This window comes from Microbacterium testaceum (assembly GCF_029761935.1).
GTDB lineage: Bacteria > Actinomycetota > Actinomycetes > Actinomycetales > Microbacteriaceae > Microbacterium > Microbacterium testaceum_A.
Window position 1 is genome coordinate 799,628 of sequence record NZ_CP121699.1, and the last position, 16,341, is coordinate 815,968.

Sequence of the window (16,341 nt, forward strand, 5' to 3'; positions counted from 1 at the left end):
CCCGGCGGGCAGGCGGACCGACACCCGCCGGAGAGGACGACGCGTGGACCTTCGATGGCTCGACGCCCCCGACGAGGACGTGCGGCGGGAGCTGCCGACCGTGCCGGAGCACGAACCGCCGCCGTGGGTACCGACCCGCAGACGCCTGCTCGTGCGGCTGAACGCCGTGATCGAGGTCTGGACCCTCTTCATCGTGGTGTTCAACACCGGACTCGACGTCGACATCCGGGGCGACGGGACGCTCGAGGCCGACGACGTACGCACCCTCGTCATCACCCTCGTCGTCGCCATCGTCTGGACCGCCGCGAGCATCGCCCTCTGGCGATGGTCGCGGAAGGCCTCGACGCCCGTCCGGCTCCGCCGCGCTCGCCGCGCGCTCACCGCGCGGGCGAACGAGTTCCGCGCGGAGGCGTGGTGGCGGGACTCCTTCCCGGCCATCGTCACCGCTCACTCCGCCGGTGTGCGCGAATACCCGCGCTTCGTGGGCGAAGGGATCGAGTTCGGGACGGTTCGACTGCGGATGCCGCGCACGCGTCCGCGCTCCTACGTCTGCGTCTCGCTGGCATCCCCGCTCCCCCACCTGGTCCTCGACGCCGTCGAGAACGACGGGGTGCGCTCGGGACTGCCCGAGAACCTCGCCGAACGACAGCGGATCTCACTGGAGGGCGACTTCGACCGGATCTTCCGCGCCTACGCTCCACGCGGATACGCCCGCGACGCGCTCTACGTCCTCACCCCCGACGTCATGGCGGTCCTCGCCGATCACGCCCGCGCATTCGACGTCGAGATCGTCGAGGATCGCGCGGTGTTCTTCCGGGCCGAGCGGCGCCGGTGGGACGACCCGGCACTGTGGCGGGAGGTGGACGCGATCCTCACCCACGTCGCGCCCCGGCTGCGGCAACGCTCGCTGCGATACACGGACGAGAGGGTCGCGGGCCAGGTCGCGGTCGAGATCGCGGAGAGTCTCGCGAGCGGTTCGGGGGTCATCGCGTGGCGCCCGGACGCTCCCATGGTGGGCCCGGGAGGGCGACAGCTCCGCTCGTGGACGCCCCGCCACGGGTGGTGGGCGAACGTGCGCGTGGTCTCGTCGTTCATGGTCGGGACGGCGGTCTACGGCATCCCGGTGTTTCTCGGCGTCGTCACGCTTCTGGGCATGTTCGACGGGCGCTGAGCCGGGCGGCAGCCTTCACCGTCCCACGCGGAGCCGACGCCGTCAGGCGCCGTTGCGTCGAGCGACCCACCCCGCCAGCAGGGCGTGCGAGAGCGGCGCGATCGAGACGACCATGAGGATCGTGCCCAGCACCGCCTGCTCGGCCTGCAACAGCACCCCGCCGATGAGCAGGCCCGTGAACAGCACCGACGAGACCACCCGGCGGACCATGCGCTCGAGATCGCGCATGCGCCGCTCGATGCGCGGGGTCTGGACCGACACCGAGCCGTCTTCGAAGCGCGAGATGAGGTTGTCGGCCCGGCGCGGGAGGCGCGCGGTCACGGCGGCGACCGCTCCGACCTCGCGGACGAAGGCCTGCGCGGTGTTGCCGCTTTCTTCGCGGATGAGGCGTTGGGCGTAGGGCTCGACCGCGTCCCAGATGTTGAAGGCGGGATCGAGCGCGCTGCACATGCCGCTCGTGAGCGACATCGCGCGCACGATCAGCAGGAAGTTCTCGGGCAGCTGGAACGGCAGCGACCGCACGACGTCGCCGAACTCGATCGCGAAGGCGCGGAACTCGCGCGGGTCGACCTCTTGCAGCTCGGCGAAGCCCATCCCACCGAAGCGGGAGAACAGACCCGTCATCGCGCGCTCCAACTGCACGGTGTCGGCCGAGGGCAACAGCACGCCGACATCGCGGATGCCGTCGACCAGGCCCTTTCCGTCACGCGAGGCCGCCGCGATGAGCACGCGGCGCAGCCCCCGGCGCAAGCTCGGCGGGACCTCGCCCATCATGCCGAAGTCGATGAACGTGAAGCGCCACGCCGGGGTGCCGGCGTCGGTCGTGCCGCCGAGCGGCGTGACGAAGACGTTTCCGGGGTGCGGGTCGGCGTGAAAGAAGCCGTCGTCGAACAGCTGGTCGAACATCACCCGCGCGAAGCGGGCGGCGACCTCGGACGGATCGATGCCGGCCGCGCGGAGGGCGTCGACGTCGTTGATCTTGATCGCCGTGACGTCTTGGAGGGTGAGCACGCGGCGGGTGGTGCGCTCCCACACGACCTCGGGCACGGCCACTCCATCGGGCCCGCCGAAGTCGGTCGCGAAGCGCTCGGAGTTGGCGGCCTCGTGCAGGTAGTCGATCTCTTCGAGGCTCGTGACGGCGAACTCCTCGACGAGCGAGGGCATGTCGACGCGATCGCGGACCAGGGCGACCTTGCTGAGCCACACGCCGACCTTGCGGAGGGCGCGCAGGTCGACGTCGACGATGCGGTCGATGCCCGGGCGCTGGATCTTCAGCACGACGGCGCTCAGGCCGGTCTCGGCGGCCAGATCCTCCGTCAGCACGGCGCGGTGCGCCTGACCCAAGGAAGCCGCCGCGAGGGGGCGCTCGTCGACGCTCGCGAAGGCGCGCTCCAACGGCATCCCGAGCTCTTCTTCTGCCCGGGCGCGCATCTGCACGAACGGGACCGCGGGCACCTCGTCCTGCAGGCCCTCGAGCTGTTTCGTGATCGACGGGGGCAGGACGTCGAGACGCGACGACATGAACTGCCCGACCTTGATCATGAGACCGCCGAGGTCGACAGCGAGCACATGGAAACGCTGGGCGATGCGCTCGAGCCGCCGGGTGCGGCCCCGGGCGGAGATCCACCCGAGACCGAACCGCGGCAGGAAGAGCTCGAACCACCAGGCCTGCACCAGATAGCGCGCCGCGAAGCGCGTGATCCGCCGGTAGCGGGCCTTCATGAGGGCGTCGTCGGTCATCGATTCTCCTGGATGCCGACGGGCGGAATGCCCCCGTCGAGCGGGCGTGACCTCAACCCTGGGCGAGGATGGAGTAGAGCTTACGGCGCGCCTCGTCGAGGATCTCGACCGCTTGCGCGACTTGCTCCTTGTCGCCCGTGCGACCGACCTGGGCCGCCGCCTGGGCGAGTTCGATACCCGCCTTGGGCAGCGCGGTCATGCGACCGCCGTCACGCGAACCGGCCGCCTCCCACGGCGCCGTGCGCTCGGTGGTCTCGTCGCCGGCCGCAGCGCGGCCCTCGGCGGTGAGCGAGTAGGTCTTGCGGCCGTTCGACTCCTCGGCCTGCACGAGGCCCTCGTCGGTCAGCAGCTGCAGCGTGGGGTAGACCGAGCCGGGGCTCGGCTTCCACGAGCCGCCGCTGCGATCTTCGATCTCGCGGATGATCTGGTAGCCGTGCATCGGCTGCTCGAGCAGGAGCGAGAGGACGGCCGAACGCACGTCGCCCTTGTTCATGCGCGGCGTCGAGGCGGTCTTCTGCTCGAACTGCGTGCGCAGCTGCTCGAGACCCTCGAGGATGTTGGACATCGGCCAGCCGGGGGTGTTGTTGCCACCGCGTCCGCCGAACGCGTCTCCCAGGAATGAACCACTCATGACGACCTCCTTCGCGCGGACCCGATCTGAGCCAGCGATACATAACGATATATCGCTGAGGAGGGGTGGAGGCTGGGAATCGACCCGCGATCCTTCGACGTCGAGCAGACCCGCGGCGCCCGGCGGGGACCCGGGACGCAGCGACGCGGATCAGTACCAGTTCATCGCCTGGGAGTGACCCCACGCGCTGCACGGGGTCCCGTAGCCGCGGGAGATGTAGTCGAGGCCCCACGCGATCTGAGTGGCCGCGTTGGTCTGCCAGTCGGCGCCGAAGCTCGCCATCTTGCTTCCGGGCAGGGCCTGCGGGATGCCGGTCGCCCCACCGTCATTGTTGTAGGCCTGGTAGTTCCAGCCCGACTCCTTGTTCCACAGCGACGACAGACACGAGAACTGGTCGCTCCCCCAGCCGTACTTCTCGGCCATGAGCTGCGAGGCGTACGCGCGCGCTCCCTCGGGCGTGTTGACCCGGGCGAGAGCGGCGGCGGCATCGGCCTGACGCTGCGCCTCGGCGGCCGCTGCGGCCTCGGCCTGACGCTGCGCCTCGGCGGCGGCGTCGGCGGCGGCCTTGTCGGCCTTCGCCTTGTCGAGGCTGCCCTTGACCTCCGCCACGCGGGCGCTGACGCGGTCGGTCTCGCTCTGGGCGTTCTGACTCAGGGCGGGTACGAGCAGCACCGGGAGCAGGTCGCGGGAGGTGAGGCGGTCGACGGCGTCTTGGAGCGCGCCCGTGTCGATCGACGCGTCGCCGATCGAGAGCGGGAGCCCGGTCGCGGCGACATCGGCCTGGACGGCGGTCGCGTTCGAGAGAGCCGTCTGCGCCCCGTCGAGGGCGGCGGCGGCCCCGGTGCTCACGGCGTCGAGGGTCGGCGCCGTGGACACGGGCACCGAGGTGCCGGGGGCGGAGAAGGAGGATGCCGAGGCGTCGGGCAACGAGACGGGGGACGCCATCGCCAGACCGGTCGTGGCGACCATGCCGAACGCGAGGCCGGCGCAGGTGGCCGCCGTGACGAGGGTGCGTCGGGCGCGGTTGACGTGGGTGAGTTTGATGTCGGAACGCAGCAAGAGAGATCTTTCGTCGGGGGCGCGCTCGTCGGGATCGAGCACGGTGTCGCGCCGTCGGGTCGGCACGGGCCCCGAGTGTGGGTGCTGGTTCTGGGCGTTATCTTTTCGTTACCTGGAAGACCGGTGAGAGCAGACGGTTCGGTAACTCGCCCTCGCCGGGGGTGTCGCGACGGATTGCGCTTCTCGCCGTCCGCAGGAGAAAAACAGGCTTCACCGGGTTTTTTATCGACGCTCCGACGCCTTGTTCCCGTCAGTCGCCGCTGAGCTTTCCTCCCCTCGCGACGAAAGGCCGATCCGACGAAGAAAAAATCTCATCGAATCGGCCTCTCAGCGGTCGATCCGCCCGTCGCGTCGCGCGAGGGCTCAGCCGCGGTGCGCCCGGTAGTAGTCCAGCAGGGCGCGCGTCGAGGAGTCCTGAGCCGCCAGCGCCTCGTCGTCACCCTCGATCGCAGGGGCGATCTGCAGAGCGAGCTGCTTGCCCAGCTCGACGCCCCACTGATCGAAGGAGTTGATGCCCCAGATCGTGCCCTGCGTGAAGGTGATGTGCTCGTACAGGGCGATCAGCTGGCCGAGCACCGAGGGCGTGAGGGACGGCGCGAAAATCGACGTGGTCGGCCGGTTGCCGGGGAACGTGCGGGCGGCGACGAGCGCGCCCGTGGTTCCCTCGGCCTCGACCTCGTCGGCGGTCTTGCCGAACGCCAGCGCTTTCGTCTGCGCGAGGAAGTTCGCCAGGAACAGGCCGTGCACGTCGCGCCCGTCGTCGGCGCGCGGGTAGGCCGGGTTCACGAACGCGATGAAGTCGGCCGGGATGAGCCGCGTGCCCTGGTGGATCAGCTGGTAGAACGCGTGCTGACCGTTGGTTCCGGGCTCTCCCCAGAAGACCTCGCCCGTGTCCGTGGTGACCGGCGTTCCGTCCCACCGCACCGACTTGCCGTTGGACTCCATCGTGAGCTGCTGGAGGTAGGCCGCGAAGCGGTGGAGCTGCTGCGCGTAGGGCAGTACCGCGTGCGACTGCGCGCCGAGGAAGTTGGTGTACCAGACGTTGAGCAGACCCATGAGAACGGGCACGTTCTGCTCGACCGGAGTGGATGCCACGTGCTCGTCGACCGTGTGGAAGCCGGCCAGGATCTCGCGGAACACGTCGGGACCCAGGGCGATCGCGAGCGACAGCCCGATCGCCGAGTCGACGGAATAACGTCCGCCCACCCAGTCCCAGAAGCCGAAGGCGTTCGTCGGGTCGATGCCGAACGCTGCGACCTTGTCGAGCGCGGTCGACACGGCGACGAAGTGGTGGGCCACGGCGTCGGTGCGGGCGGCATCCGAGTCGTCGATCGCGCCCTTCTCGGCGAGCTGCGCCCACAGCCAGTCGCGAGCCAGGCGGGCGTTGGTCAGGGTCTCGAGCGTCGTGAAGGTCTTCGAGGCGACGATGAAGAGGGTGGTCTCGGGATCGAGGTCAGCCGTCTTCTGCGAGATGTCGGTGGGGTCGATATTCGAGACGAAGCGGGCGTGGATGCCGGCGTCGGCGTACGGCAGCAGAGCCTCGTAGACCATCACCGGGCCCAGGTCGCTGCCGCCGATGCCGATGTTGACGACGTGCGTGACCTTCTTGCCGGTGACGCCGCGCCACTCGCCCGAGCGCACGCGGTCGGCGAAGGCGCTCAGCCGGTCGAGCACCTCGTGCACGTCGTGGTCGATCTGCTGACCGTCGACGACGAGGGACGGCTCGACTTTTGCCGGGCGACGGAGCGCGGTGTGCAGCACCGCGCGGTCCTCACTGGTGTTCAGGTGCGCACCGCTCAGCATCGCGCCGAAACGATCGCGCACACCGGTCTCGTCGGCGAGGGCGACCAGAGCGTCGAGGATCTCGGGGGTGACGAGGTTCTTGGACAGGTCGACGTGCAGGTCGCCCACCGTGCGCGTGAGATCACGCGTGCGATCGGCGTCGGAGGCGAACCAGCCACGCAGGTCGGGATCGAAACCCTCCCGCAGAGCGGTGAGGCGGGACCAGGCGGAGGTGGTGGTGGGATCGATAGGCGCAGTCACGGAACCCACGCTAGCGACCTCGGACGATCGCCACGCCGCGGATGACGAAGTGCGCCGGACGCGCTACGACCGGGCCGGCGGCCCGGATCGGTCGCGGGCGCCCGCGGCGGCCTCGGCCAGGGGGATCTCCCGCGATCCATCCCAGGGCTCCGTCCACCCGAGGCGGTCGAACAGCCCGTCCAGCACCATCGCGGTGAACCCCCACACCGTCTGCGGGCCGCGCGCCGTCTGCAGGGCGAAGGCCGGGCCCCGCCACTCCCGACCGTCACGACGCAGCACCGTCACTCCTCGGCGTTCGGGATCGAGCAGATCGGCCACCGGGGCGCGGAAGACCTCGGCCGATTCCGCCGCATCCACGGCACGCACCGGGGTCGGGCGCGCCCACCATCCGATCACCGGGGCGACCTCGTGGCGAGAGAAGGCCAAGGGCAGCGACTCGAGGGTGCCCAGCACCTCGACACCGTCGGGATCGAGTCCCGTCTCTTCGCGGGCTTCGCGGAGGGCCGCCGCCACGGCATCCGCGTCTTCGGGATCGACCCGGCCGCCGGGGAACGCGACCTGGCCCGGGTGGGCGCGCAGGGTGCTCGCCCGCGCGAGCAGCAGCACGTCGAGATCGCTGGGGACGGTGGGCGAGACCCGACGGCTGGGTACCCCGTCGAGCACGCCGAAGAGGATGAGCACCGCCGCCGCTCGCGCCTCGCCCTCGACAGGCAACGCCTGCAACGCTGGGGAGACGTCGCCGAGACCCTGCGCGAGCAGGGCTTCGAGCTGGGCGCGGGGTGAGGGCATGGGTCGAGGCTAGCCGCGTCGCCGGCCGGCCGTGTCGAGCGGTGCCGCTAGCGGGAGCCGTTGCAGGCCAGGCCGTCTCCGTCGCCGTCGAGCTTGTAGATGTCGGAACCCACGACCCGGGCTACGCCGTCGAAGTAGGACGGGCCGTTGCCCTTTCCGCCCGCGCAGTCGACATCGGAATCAATCGGCACGCACGCGTCGGCGTAGTTCGGGTCGCATCCGCCCCCGCCGCCCGACGCCTTCTCGACCGGAGCGGGAGCAGGCGGAGCGACGAATGTCCCTCGTGAGGTGACCTCGGAGACCGGCGCTCGTCCGACGGATTCGCTGATCAGTACCCGCTCGGACTCCACACCGTCGATCGTTGTGACCCGGAACACCGAGACCTTCTCGCCGTCGACGCCCGGCGTCGAGATGCGCGACTGCCCCGACGGGATCGTCGCGTCATCCACGGTCGCCCGCTCGAACGGCACCGCGGAGGTGACAGATTGCTCGGAAACGACGACGACGGGTGTCAGTGACGGCGTCGCGGACGGAGAGGGTGCCGACACTCGACGGGCGTTGTCGATGGCGGCCGGATCGGCAGCGGAGGTCGAGGACGAGCACCCCGCGACGAGCAGAAGCGCTGCCATCACCGCTGTCAGCATCGAGACGGACCGCCCCCATCGGGTGAGGCGCGGGCGCGCCGCGGCGGGATCGTTCGCAACGGTCATCGAGATGTTCCCCCAGAACAGGAGCCACGCCCCTTCGCGTCGCCACGGCTCAGCAGACCAGATCGGGGTCGCGGACGCAAGAGCGACCCCGGCCGCCTCGCTCACCTCGTCGCTTTGCGTCGTTTTCGCTGCGCTCCGTGACGTCAGCGGCCGCCGGGCATGGCACCCGCGGTCGGGGTGGTGGTGGTGTCGACGCGGACGCCGAGGGCGACCGTCCATCCGGTGGAGTTGTCGCCGGTCGCGGTGGCGAGTTCGAGCGCTCCCCCGTCATCGCCGAAGACGTTGTCGCTCTCGAGCGACACCCGGGACAGATTGGATGCCGAGGAGGGATACGCCGCGTCGGCGTAGACCACGTCGCACGCGGCCTGCGGCAGGGCGACCTGCGAGGTGGCGATCGCGTTCGAGGGGTCGGTGATGGCATCCACGTTCGGGTACACCTCGAAGTGGATGTGCGGCCACCGACCGTCGTAGCAGCCGGGGAAGATCGAGGTGAACGAGACGACGCCGTCGCCTCCGACGACCTGGACGCCGCGGAGATAGCTCTCGTTCTCGATCCCCGAGGAGTACATCGAGTAGCGACCCTGGTCGTCGCAGTGCCAGACGTACACCGCGGCCCCCGTCAAGGGCACGTCGCCGTTGGCGGTGTCGAAGATCGAGAGGTTCAAGGTCATGGGAACGCCCGCGGCCGTGGCTCCGCCGTCGAGGCTCGAGCGCAGGTCGCTGCGGACGATGCCGGACTGCTCGAGGATGTCGGGGCCGTTCGAACCGTCGCCCGGGTAGGGACCGGCGGTCTCGTCGGGGATCTCGCCCGAAGGGAGCGCGGCGGCCGCACTCGTCGCGGTGGCGCTCGGGGTCGCGCTCGCCGTGGGCGTCGCGGTCGGGGTCGCCGTCGCGGCCGACGTGGCCGCGCCGGAGGCCGAGGGGGCGCACGCGGCCAGCGTGGCGGTGCCCGCGCCCAGCACGACCAGGCCCAGGATGCCGCGCCGCGAGACGAGCGTGCGGATGTCGAAGGGCGCGCCCTGATCGACGACGGGCTCGTCGGCGCGGTCGAGCAGGCGACCTTCGTAGGCGGGACCGTCGGGGGTCATCTGGGTGTCGGGGATTCTGCTCATGGTCTGCTCCACTGGTCGGTGCGGGTGTCGTTGAAGCGACGATGACGCAGCGACCCTGCCCCCTCCCTCACCGAATCTATGAACCGGCTATGCGCGCCGGATCCGCACCGTATTCGCCGTCCCCGACCCCGGTGCGCGTGTCAGGATGAACGAGGGAGGTACGCGATGACCGGAACGCTGCACGCCGTGACCCTCGTCGTGAACATGCCGATCACCAAGATCGACGCCCTCGACGCGATCGCCTTCGCCGCCGACGGTGGTGTCGACGGTGCGGGGACGATGAGCCCGCGTGTCTGGCTCGCGCCGCACGCGTGGGCCGAGGTCGAGATCCCCAAGTTCGCCGATCCCCCGCCGTTCGCGATCGACGTGTACTCCGACGTCTCGGGCGCAGTGGCGTGGGCGCAGGCGCGCCGCCTGTTCGACGCCCTCGAGCGCTTCGGGTGGAACGTGAGCCCGCCGCGCGCGGGAGTGCAGTGAGCGAGGCCGGCGCACCGCGGCCGCGACTGCTCTACGTCGAGGACGACGCCGAGATCGCCGCAATGACGCTGGAGGTGCTCCGCGAGACCTACGAGGTCGTGCACGAGGCCGACGGACTCGCAGGCTGCGACCGGGCGCTGCGCGACAGCTTCGAGGTGATCCTGCTCGACCGGCGTCTTCCCGGCCGCGACGGCGCCGAGATCGTGCGCGACCTGCGCACCGCCCACATCACGACCCCCGTGCTGCTGCTGACGGCTCTGGGGGCGGTCGCCGATCGCGTCGAGGGACTTGACGCCGGAGCGAACGACTATCTGCTGAAGCCCTTCGACTTCGACGAGCTGCTCGCCCGGCTGCGGGCGCTGCGACGCGGCTACCGAGCCGAGGGACGTCGCCGGGGCGTCTCGGACTGGACCTACCTCCCCGACACGGCCGTGGTCTACGGCCCCTCCGGCGAGCGCATCGCCCTCACCTCGACCGAGAACGCCGTGCTGGAGTTGCTCACCCGGAGCCCCGACCACGTCTTCTCGCGCGAAGAGATCGCCCGCGCGGTGTTCTCGTCTCCGGATGCCGTGACCACCGTCGACACGTACGTGCACTACCTGCGCCGCAAGACCGCGACCGACCTCGTGGAGACCGTGCGCGGGCGCGGGTACCGCGCCGGGGCCGAGCGGTGAGCGCCGAGGACGACCGGCGGGTCGTCCGCCGGGCCGCGCTGCGGGTCGGCACCCTGGTGGCGGGCGCATCGGCCGTCGCGATCGCCGTGGGAGTCGGCATCCTGATCTCGGTGCTCGTCGCGCAGGCCCGCACCGAGGGTGGCGGCCGACACGGCCCGGGCGGCGCCCCCGCGGGCGATCGGTTCGTGGTCGACCTCGACGACGTGTTGCCCTGGGTCATCGGCCTGGGTCTCGTGGGGGTCGTGGTGCTCGGACTCGTCGGCTGGGCCGCGGCCCGCTGGTCGGTGCGCCCGCTCGATGAGGCCCTGCGTCGGCAGCGCGCGTTCGTCTCGGATGCGAGCCACGAGCTGCGCACGCCCCTCACCGCCCTGACGAGCCGCATCCAGATCGTGCAGCGTCGCCTGCACCGCGGCGAACCCGCCGACGAGCCGCTCGATCAGCTGCGTCGCGACGCACAGATCATGGACGACGTTCTCGCCGACATGCTGCTGACCGCCGAAGGCGAGGTGCACACGGGCACCGCGCGGGTCGACGACAGCGTGCGCGCGGCGACCGCGGCGCTGTCGTCCCTCGCCGCCGACGCGGGCGTGGGCCTGCGACCGACCCGGCTGACGGGGGTGACCGTGGCGGTACCGGCGGTCACCGTCGTGCGCATGTGCACCGCCCTGCTCGACAACGCCATCGGGCACTCACCCGCGGGCTCCGAGGTCACGGTCACCGCCGACGCCGCCGAACGCGAGGTCGCCGTGCGCGTCGAGGACGGGGGAAGCGGCATCCGCGACGACGATCTGCCCCGCATCTTCGAACGCTTCGCGCGCGGGGCGGAGTCGGGCCGGCGCCGGGGGTTCGGGCTCGGGCTGGCGCTCGTGCGCGAGGCGGCGACCCGCTACGGCGGGAGCATCGAGGTCGAGCGCACCTCCCCCACGGGCACGGTGTTCGCCCTGCGCCTCCCCCGCGCCCGCTGACGGAGCGTTCTCAGCCGACGAGCGCGTCGTGGAACGCCGACACCTCGACCCGGCCGGCGAAGCGGCGCGTGCGGCCGTGTTCCCAGACGATCCCGGATGCCACGGGGGCCACCGGCATCCAGTCGAGGTCGTCGATCCCGGCGATGGCCGCCACGGTGGCCCAGGCGTCGGCGGTGGTGAGGTCGTCGGCGACGATCGTCGCGCTCACGGGACCCGCGAGGTGCATGCCCGTGCGCGGATCGACGAGGTGCGCGCCGCGCTCGGACGTGCCCGAGGTGGCCACGGCCCCGTCGACGACCTCGACCCTGGCCAGAAGCTCGCCCTCGTGGGTCGGGTGCGCGATGCCGATGCGCCACACGTGCTTGCTCGTCGCGGCCGTGCGCAGGCGCAAGTCGCCGCCCACGTTGACGCCGACCGCCTCGATCGCGCCATCGGCGAGAAGCTCGTCGAAGGCCCGGGTCGCGGCATCCGTCGACCATCCCTTCACGTACCCGGTCGGGTCGAACCAGCCCCGCCAGTGCGCGTCGAAGCGGCCGCCGCTGCGCTCGCGCAGATCGCGGCACCGCGCGGCCACCTCGGCCACCCGCGGGTCGATGTCGCCGAGCTCGAGACCCTCGTCGCGCAGCCGCGAGATGTCGGAGTCGTCGCGGTAGGGCGAGAACACCCGCTCGTCGTCGCGCAGGCGCGCCACGCACGCGGCGATCGCCCGCTCGACCTGCGCCGTGCGCTCGCCGATGACGGTGATCGAGGCGACGGTCCCCATCACGGGCTCGACGACCGTGAACGCGCCGGTCATGCGCGGGCCTGGTCGAGGGCGGACTGCAGCGAGGTGCGGTATCCGGTGCTGGTGTAGGTGGCACCCGAGACCATGTCGACCTCGGCGCTCTGCGCCTGCACGGTCTCTTTCACCAGCACGGGCAGCGCGCGTGAGTTGATCTGCTGGTCGCGGCCGCTCTCGGAGGGGTACTGCGGCACCTGCACGTCGGTGATCGCGCCGCCCGACACGGTGATCTGCACCTGCACGGGACCGAAGCGGGTGTCCGCCGCCTGGCCGGTGTAGGTGCCGTCAGTGAGGCCGCTGGATGAGGCCTGCGCGCTGGACGATCCGCCCGAGGTCGATCCGCTCGAGGTCGAACCCTTCGAGCTCGAACCCGAGGACGCGGATGCCGAGGGGCTCGGCGTGGTCTTCGGCACCGTCGCGACCCCCGACGAGGGGGCGTCGGCGAGCGCGCTCGTCGACTCGGGGACCGTCGAGGTGCGGTAGCTGAACAGCAGCACGAGGCCGGTGACGGTCGCCATGAGGGCGTAGACGATCTTCTTCATCGGATTCTCCTCAGACGGTGAAGGCTTCGAGGTGGACGCGCTCGCTCGGGACCCCGGCGCGGCGCAGGTCGGCGCGCACGGCATCCATCCACGGCTCGGGTCCGCAGAGGAACACGTCGGTGTCGGCGGGGCGCGGCGAGACGTAGCGGATGAGGTCGGCCCCGGCCCACTGCGCGTGCGAGGTCGGCAGCCACGACGAGGTGGTCAGGGCGCGACGGCCGGGCAGCGGCGCGTGACGCAGGCCCCGCTCCCGCACGAGGCGGTCGATCGCGTCGGCGCGCAGGGCGTCGGCGGCGGTGCGGTCGCGCACGATGAGCGTCGCCTCGCCCGGGGCCCAGTCGGCTTCTTCGAGCATCGCGACCAGGGGCGTGACTCCCGCACCCGCGCCGATCATGAGCAGGTGTCCCCCGCGGCGCTCGTCGGCGGTCATCGTGCCGTAGGGGCCCTCGATGAGCACCCGCGTGCCGGGGCGGAGCGCGGCGAGCCGCTGCGTGCCGTCGCCGACGAAGCGGGCCGCGATGACGAGCTCACCGCCGGCCGGGTCGGTGGCGAGAGAGAAGGGATGTCCGCGTGTCCATCCGGCGCCGTCGAGGAAGCGCCAGACGAGGAACTGTCCGCCGCGCGCCTTCAGGGCGTCGATCCGGCGTCCGGTCATGCGCACCGAGACGCCGCTCTGGCCGTCGCGTTCGACCACGCTGACCCGGATGCCGTGGCGCAGCGACTTCGCCAGCGGAAGCCCGAGGCGGAAGACGACGACCGTCGCCACGGTCACGCCCCACATCGCCCACCAGGAGACGGTGGCGGCGGGAGAGACGGTGAAGTCGGCGCCCGTCCACAGCATGTGCGGAATGGCGAGGCCGACGCCGAGATAGCCGTACAGGTGCAGCAGGTGCCACGACTCGTACCGCAGGCGCTTGCGGGCCTTACGCACCGAGGTGACCACGACCAGCAGCAGCAGAGCGGTGCCCGCGGTCGCCAGCAGCATGCCCGGGTACTCCCACACGAACTGCCACGCCTGCTCGAGCGGGTTGATGCCGGCCTGCACCGCGTAGCCGAGGACCTGCAGCCCGATGTGCGCCATGAAGAGCGCGAACGACCAGAAGCCGACGATGCGGTGCATGCGGGTGATGCCGTCGCGGCCGAAACCCCGCTCGAACAGCGGCACGCGGGCCATGAGCAGCACCTGATAGAAAAGCAGGTTGGCGGATGCCAGGCCCGCGGCGCGACCGAGGGAGTTGAGCGAGTCGGCTCCCCCGGCCAGCAGCGACTGTACCTCGCCACCCGCGACCCACACGGCCACGACGACGAGGCTCGTCGCCCAGATGACCACGATCGCGGCGAGGTTCCACAGCGGCCGAGTGTTCGGCCTGCTCCGCGCGACGCGGCGAGCGCCACGGAGGGCGGCGGCGGGCGGGGCGGCGAGGGCGGGGGATGCGGTCATGCGCTCAGCGTGCCCGCGCGCTCCCCAGACGGCTCCAAGAATGGGGCGCGCGGGGGTGATGCAGAGGAAACGCGTAGAGTGCGGCTCCGCCCGCGCCGGGCGTTACCCCGCGACGGGCGTGCTGAAGAGGTTCACGACGTTGCCGTCGGGGTCGCGCACGAGGGCCGACCGGTTGCCCCACGGCATCGTGGTCGGTTCGAGGATGACGTGTTCACCGGGCGCCTGGAGCGCGGCGAACGCGGCGTCGACGTCGGCGACCTCGAACTCGACGAACACGGACCGGTTCGCGGCGGGCACGAGGGCTCCGTCGAGCATCGCGACCGTGGCGAAGCTGGCGATCGCAAGGGTCGCGCCGGGGCCGCTGAATTGCGCGAAGACAGGGGCGGGCCGTTCGGCCTGCTGACCGGTGACCCGCTCGTAGAACGCGACGAGGGCGTCGAGGTCAGCGGTGACGATGCGGATGGAGGCGAACGACATGGGATTCCTTCGGTGAGGTCGGTGGGAGGGAAGCTTCAGCCTCACCGGGGAGCGCGACACCGTCCCGTCGGTGTTTCGCAAAGTCCCTTCCGTTCAGTCCTCGATCACCGACCGCAATCGTCCGTACGGGATCGCGAGGTCGGCGGCACGCAGTGCGCGCTGCGGGGGTCGCTCCTCGGTCACCTCGATCGCCCGCATCCGGTCTCCCCGGAACGCCCGCACCCCGTCGCGCAGTCGACACCACGCGATGAGGTACCACTGCCCCTCCTTGCCGATGGACCCGAGGGGCTCGACCTCGCGGACCGACTCGGTGCCGCCGGCGTCTTGGTAGCGCAAGCGCACGACGCGGTCGGCGCGCAGGGCTGCAGCGAACTCGGGCGGGGCGACGACCTCGTCCTCACTCTCGAGGACGTGCACGCGCGACGCGAGAGCGCGGGCGCGCGCCGCCTCGCCCTCCGGCATGACCGCGAGCATCTTGCGGGCTGCCGTGCGGGCGGAAAACCGGAACGGGCTGCGCCCGAGCGTGCCGAGCCCGATCAGCACCGCGAGCGCCTCGTCGAGCGTGAACCCCGCCGGGCCCAGTGTCGCGGACGCATCGATCACGTACCCACCGGTGCGGCCGGGCTCCGCCCAGATCGGCAGACCCGCTTGCTGGAGCGCCGAGAGATCCCTTTCGATGGTGCGCACCGACACCTCGAACCGCTCCGCGAGACGACGAGCACTGCGTGGCCGCGGCGAGACGGCCCGCAGTTCTTCCACCAGGCCATAGAGACGATCGGTGCGATTCACTCCCCCATCATCGGACGCCTCGTCGCCCGGAGCACTCCGCGACGCCGGCGAGAAGCGATGGGGCCGGTCAGACTCGCGCCCGACTCTTCTCGGCGTGTGAAGACGCGTTCGCCCGTCTCGATCGGCGGGGACGAGCGGATCGGACATTGCCCGACAAGGGCGACTTACAGCGTAAGCTGATGGCGTGGAACACGAGAGCATCGAGGACTCGCCTCCGCGCCGTTCTCGTGTGCAACTGCAGGAGTGGGTGCAGGAATTCGTCGATCTCGGGCACCCGATCGCCAGCCGGATCCGCGTTGCGGAGCAACAGGATGCGGACGGACGCGACACCGGCCTCGGCGTCGTCGAACTCGTTCACGGCGGCGTCTCGGTCTCGCTCGAACCCCGCGGATACGACGATCCCGTCTGGCAGGCCGACCTCACCGGTGGAGACGACGACGTCATGCTGTCGCCCTACGCGCTGGCGGGGCTCGCTGCCGAACTCGTCGTCGCCGGCAACCTCTGCGCTCTCCTGCGGGGGAAGTCACTGGAGTGGGACCGAGCAAGCGGGCGCCACACGGCGGGAGGGGCGAAAGATGCCTCAGAGTGACGCGCACGAACTCCTGTCGAACATCCTCGACCGTTGCGCCGCCATGGAACGCCCGTTCTGGCAGGTCAGCGCCGAGAAGAGAGCCGAGGTGGCGCGCCACTTCGGGTCTCCCGCGGTGATCATGCGGGTCGGACAGGCGTCCGACGAAGATCTGCGGATCGCCGGTGGGGCCGATCTCTTCCTGGCAACGGCGCTGTTGACCGAGATCGCCATCGAGCTCGCGGAGCACGCGCACACGGGCCGCAGTCGAACCGAGGCCGTCTCCGTCATCCGCGCACGCCTGAGTGCTCTCCTCGGGCCCGCAGCCCACCCCGAAGACGCACCCGATCCGCACCGCGGATGAGGCGCGGG

General features: G+C 71.1%; 18 protein-coding genes. 6 read left to right on the forward strand and 12 right to left on the reverse strand.

Annotated features, from left to right (window positions below):
• Positions 1-43 precede the first annotated feature (43 nt).
• Positions 44-1,171, forward strand: coding sequence for a hypothetical protein (locus QBE02_RS03795; RefSeq protein WP_279367186.1), 1,128 nt, complete (start codon positions 44-46; stop codon positions 1,169-1,171).
• Between the two features lie 42 nt (positions 1,172-1,213).
• Here the strand turns inward: QBE02_RS03795 and QBE02_RS03800 are convergent, their stop codons facing one another.
• The 7 genes from QBE02_RS03800 to QBE02_RS03830 all read right to left on the reverse strand — a co-directional run bounded on the left by QBE02_RS03800 (position 1,214) and on the right by QBE02_RS03830 (position 9,255).
• The gene (locus QBE02_RS03800) at positions 1,214-2,911 is read right to left on the reverse strand and encodes an ABC1 kinase family protein (RefSeq protein ID WP_279367187.1); all 1,698 of its coding nucleotides are present in this window, start codon (positions 2,909-2,911) and stop codon (positions 1,214-1,216) included.
• A gap of 52 nt (positions 2,912-2,963) precedes the next feature.
• Positions 2,964-3,542: a PadR family transcriptional regulator gene (locus QBE02_RS03805; protein ID WP_279367188.1), complete on the reverse strand. Its 579-nt coding sequence runs from the start codon at positions 3,540-3,542 to the stop codon at positions 2,964-2,966.
• Positions 3,543-3,692: 150 nt separating this feature from the next.
• Positions 3,693-4,667, reverse strand: a complete 975-nt coding sequence (locus tag QBE02_RS03810; RefSeq protein ID WP_235556961.1) for a phospholipase — start codon at positions 4,665-4,667, stop codon at positions 3,693-3,695.
• Between the two features lie 297 nt (positions 4,668-4,964).
• Positions 4,965-6,644, reverse strand: a complete 1,680-nt coding sequence (gene pgi / locus QBE02_RS03815; protein ID WP_279367189.1) for a glucose-6-phosphate isomerase — start codon at positions 6,642-6,644, stop codon at positions 4,965-4,967.
• A 63-nt stretch (positions 6,645-6,707) separates the two neighbouring features.
• The gene (locus QBE02_RS03820) at positions 6,708-7,433 is read right to left on the reverse strand and encodes an NUDIX hydrolase (RefSeq protein WP_279367190.1); all 726 of its coding nucleotides are present in this window, start codon (positions 7,431-7,433) and stop codon (positions 6,708-6,710) included.
• A 47-nt stretch (positions 7,434-7,480) separates the two neighbouring features.
• Complete coding sequence (locus tag QBE02_RS03825; protein WP_279367191.1) at positions 7,481-8,143, reverse strand: G5 domain-containing protein; 663 nt, start codon at positions 8,141-8,143, stop codon at positions 7,481-7,483.
• A gap of 143 nt (positions 8,144-8,286) precedes the next feature.
• Entirely contained in the window at positions 8,287-9,255 is a 969-nt protein-coding gene (locus QBE02_RS03830; protein WP_279367192.1) for a 3,4-dioxygenase subunit beta, read from the reverse strand.
• A 165-nt stretch (positions 9,256-9,420) separates the two neighbouring features.
• On the opposite strand from QBE02_RS03830, the gene QBE02_RS03835 reads away from it, so the two are divergent.
• The 3 genes from QBE02_RS03835 to QBE02_RS03845 are packed head-to-tail and all read left to right on the forward strand — an operon-like array spanning position 9,421 to position 11,371.
• Positions 9,421-9,732 (forward strand): hypothetical protein, encoded by a 312-nt coding sequence (locus QBE02_RS03835; protein WP_056227956.1) that lies wholly within the window; start codon positions 9,421-9,423, stop codon positions 9,730-9,732.
• Positions 9,729-10,406 carry a response regulator transcription factor gene (locus tag QBE02_RS03840; protein ID WP_279367193.1) on the forward strand — a complete coding sequence of 226 codons (678 nt, stop codon included), beginning with the start codon at positions 9,729-9,731 and terminating at the stop codon, positions 10,404-10,406. The genes QBE02_RS03835 and QBE02_RS03840 overlap by 4 nt, the downstream gene beginning before the upstream one ends.
• On the forward strand, positions 10,403-11,371 hold the full coding sequence (locus tag QBE02_RS03845) for a sensor histidine kinase (RefSeq protein ID WP_279367194.1): 969 nt from the start codon (positions 10,403-10,405) through the stop codon (positions 11,369-11,371). Before QBE02_RS03840 ends, QBE02_RS03845 begins: the two co-directional genes overlap by 4 nt.
• Before the next feature lie 10 nt (positions 11,372-11,381).
• Here QBE02_RS03845 and QBE02_RS03850 read toward each other — a convergent pair whose 3' ends face one another.
• From QBE02_RS03850 to QBE02_RS03870, 5 genes are all read right to left on the reverse strand, one after another.
• Complete coding sequence (locus QBE02_RS03850; RefSeq protein ID WP_279367195.1) at positions 11,382-12,167, reverse strand: FAD:protein FMN transferase; 786 nt, start codon at positions 12,165-12,167, stop codon at positions 11,382-11,384.
• Entirely contained in the window at positions 12,164-12,694 is a 531-nt protein-coding gene (locus tag QBE02_RS03855) for an FMN-binding protein (protein ID WP_279367196.1), read from the reverse strand. Before QBE02_RS03855 ends, QBE02_RS03850 begins: the two co-directional genes overlap by 4 nt.
• A 10-nt stretch (positions 12,695-12,704) precedes the next feature.
• A complete protein-coding gene (locus QBE02_RS03860; protein ID WP_279367197.1) occupies positions 12,705-14,135 on the reverse strand; it encodes a ferredoxin reductase family protein in 1,431 nt (476 codons plus the stop codon).
• 102 nt (positions 14,136-14,237) lie between these two features.
• Positions 14,238-14,612, reverse strand: a complete 375-nt coding sequence (locus QBE02_RS03865; RefSeq protein WP_279367198.1) for a VOC family protein — start codon at positions 14,610-14,612, stop codon at positions 14,238-14,240.
• A 93-nt stretch (positions 14,613-14,705) separates the two neighbouring features.
• A complete protein-coding gene (locus tag QBE02_RS03870) occupies positions 14,706-15,401 on the reverse strand; it encodes a helix-turn-helix transcriptional regulator (RefSeq protein WP_279367199.1) in 696 nt (231 codons plus the stop codon).
• A 184-nt stretch (positions 15,402-15,585) separates the two neighbouring features.
• Between QBE02_RS03870 and QBE02_RS03875 the strand changes: the two genes are divergently transcribed.
• Both QBE02_RS03875 and QBE02_RS03880 read left to right on the forward strand, forming a co-directional pair.
• Positions 15,586-15,990: a hypothetical protein gene (locus tag QBE02_RS03875; protein ID WP_279367200.1), complete on the forward strand. Its 405-nt coding sequence runs from the start codon at positions 15,586-15,588 to the stop codon at positions 15,988-15,990.
• Positions 15,977-16,333 (forward strand): hypothetical protein, encoded by a 357-nt coding sequence (locus QBE02_RS03880; RefSeq protein WP_279367201.1) that lies wholly within the window; start codon positions 15,977-15,979, stop codon positions 16,331-16,333. The genes QBE02_RS03875 and QBE02_RS03880 overlap by 14 nt, the downstream gene beginning before the upstream one ends.
• Positions 16,334-16,341 lie beyond the last annotated feature (8 nt).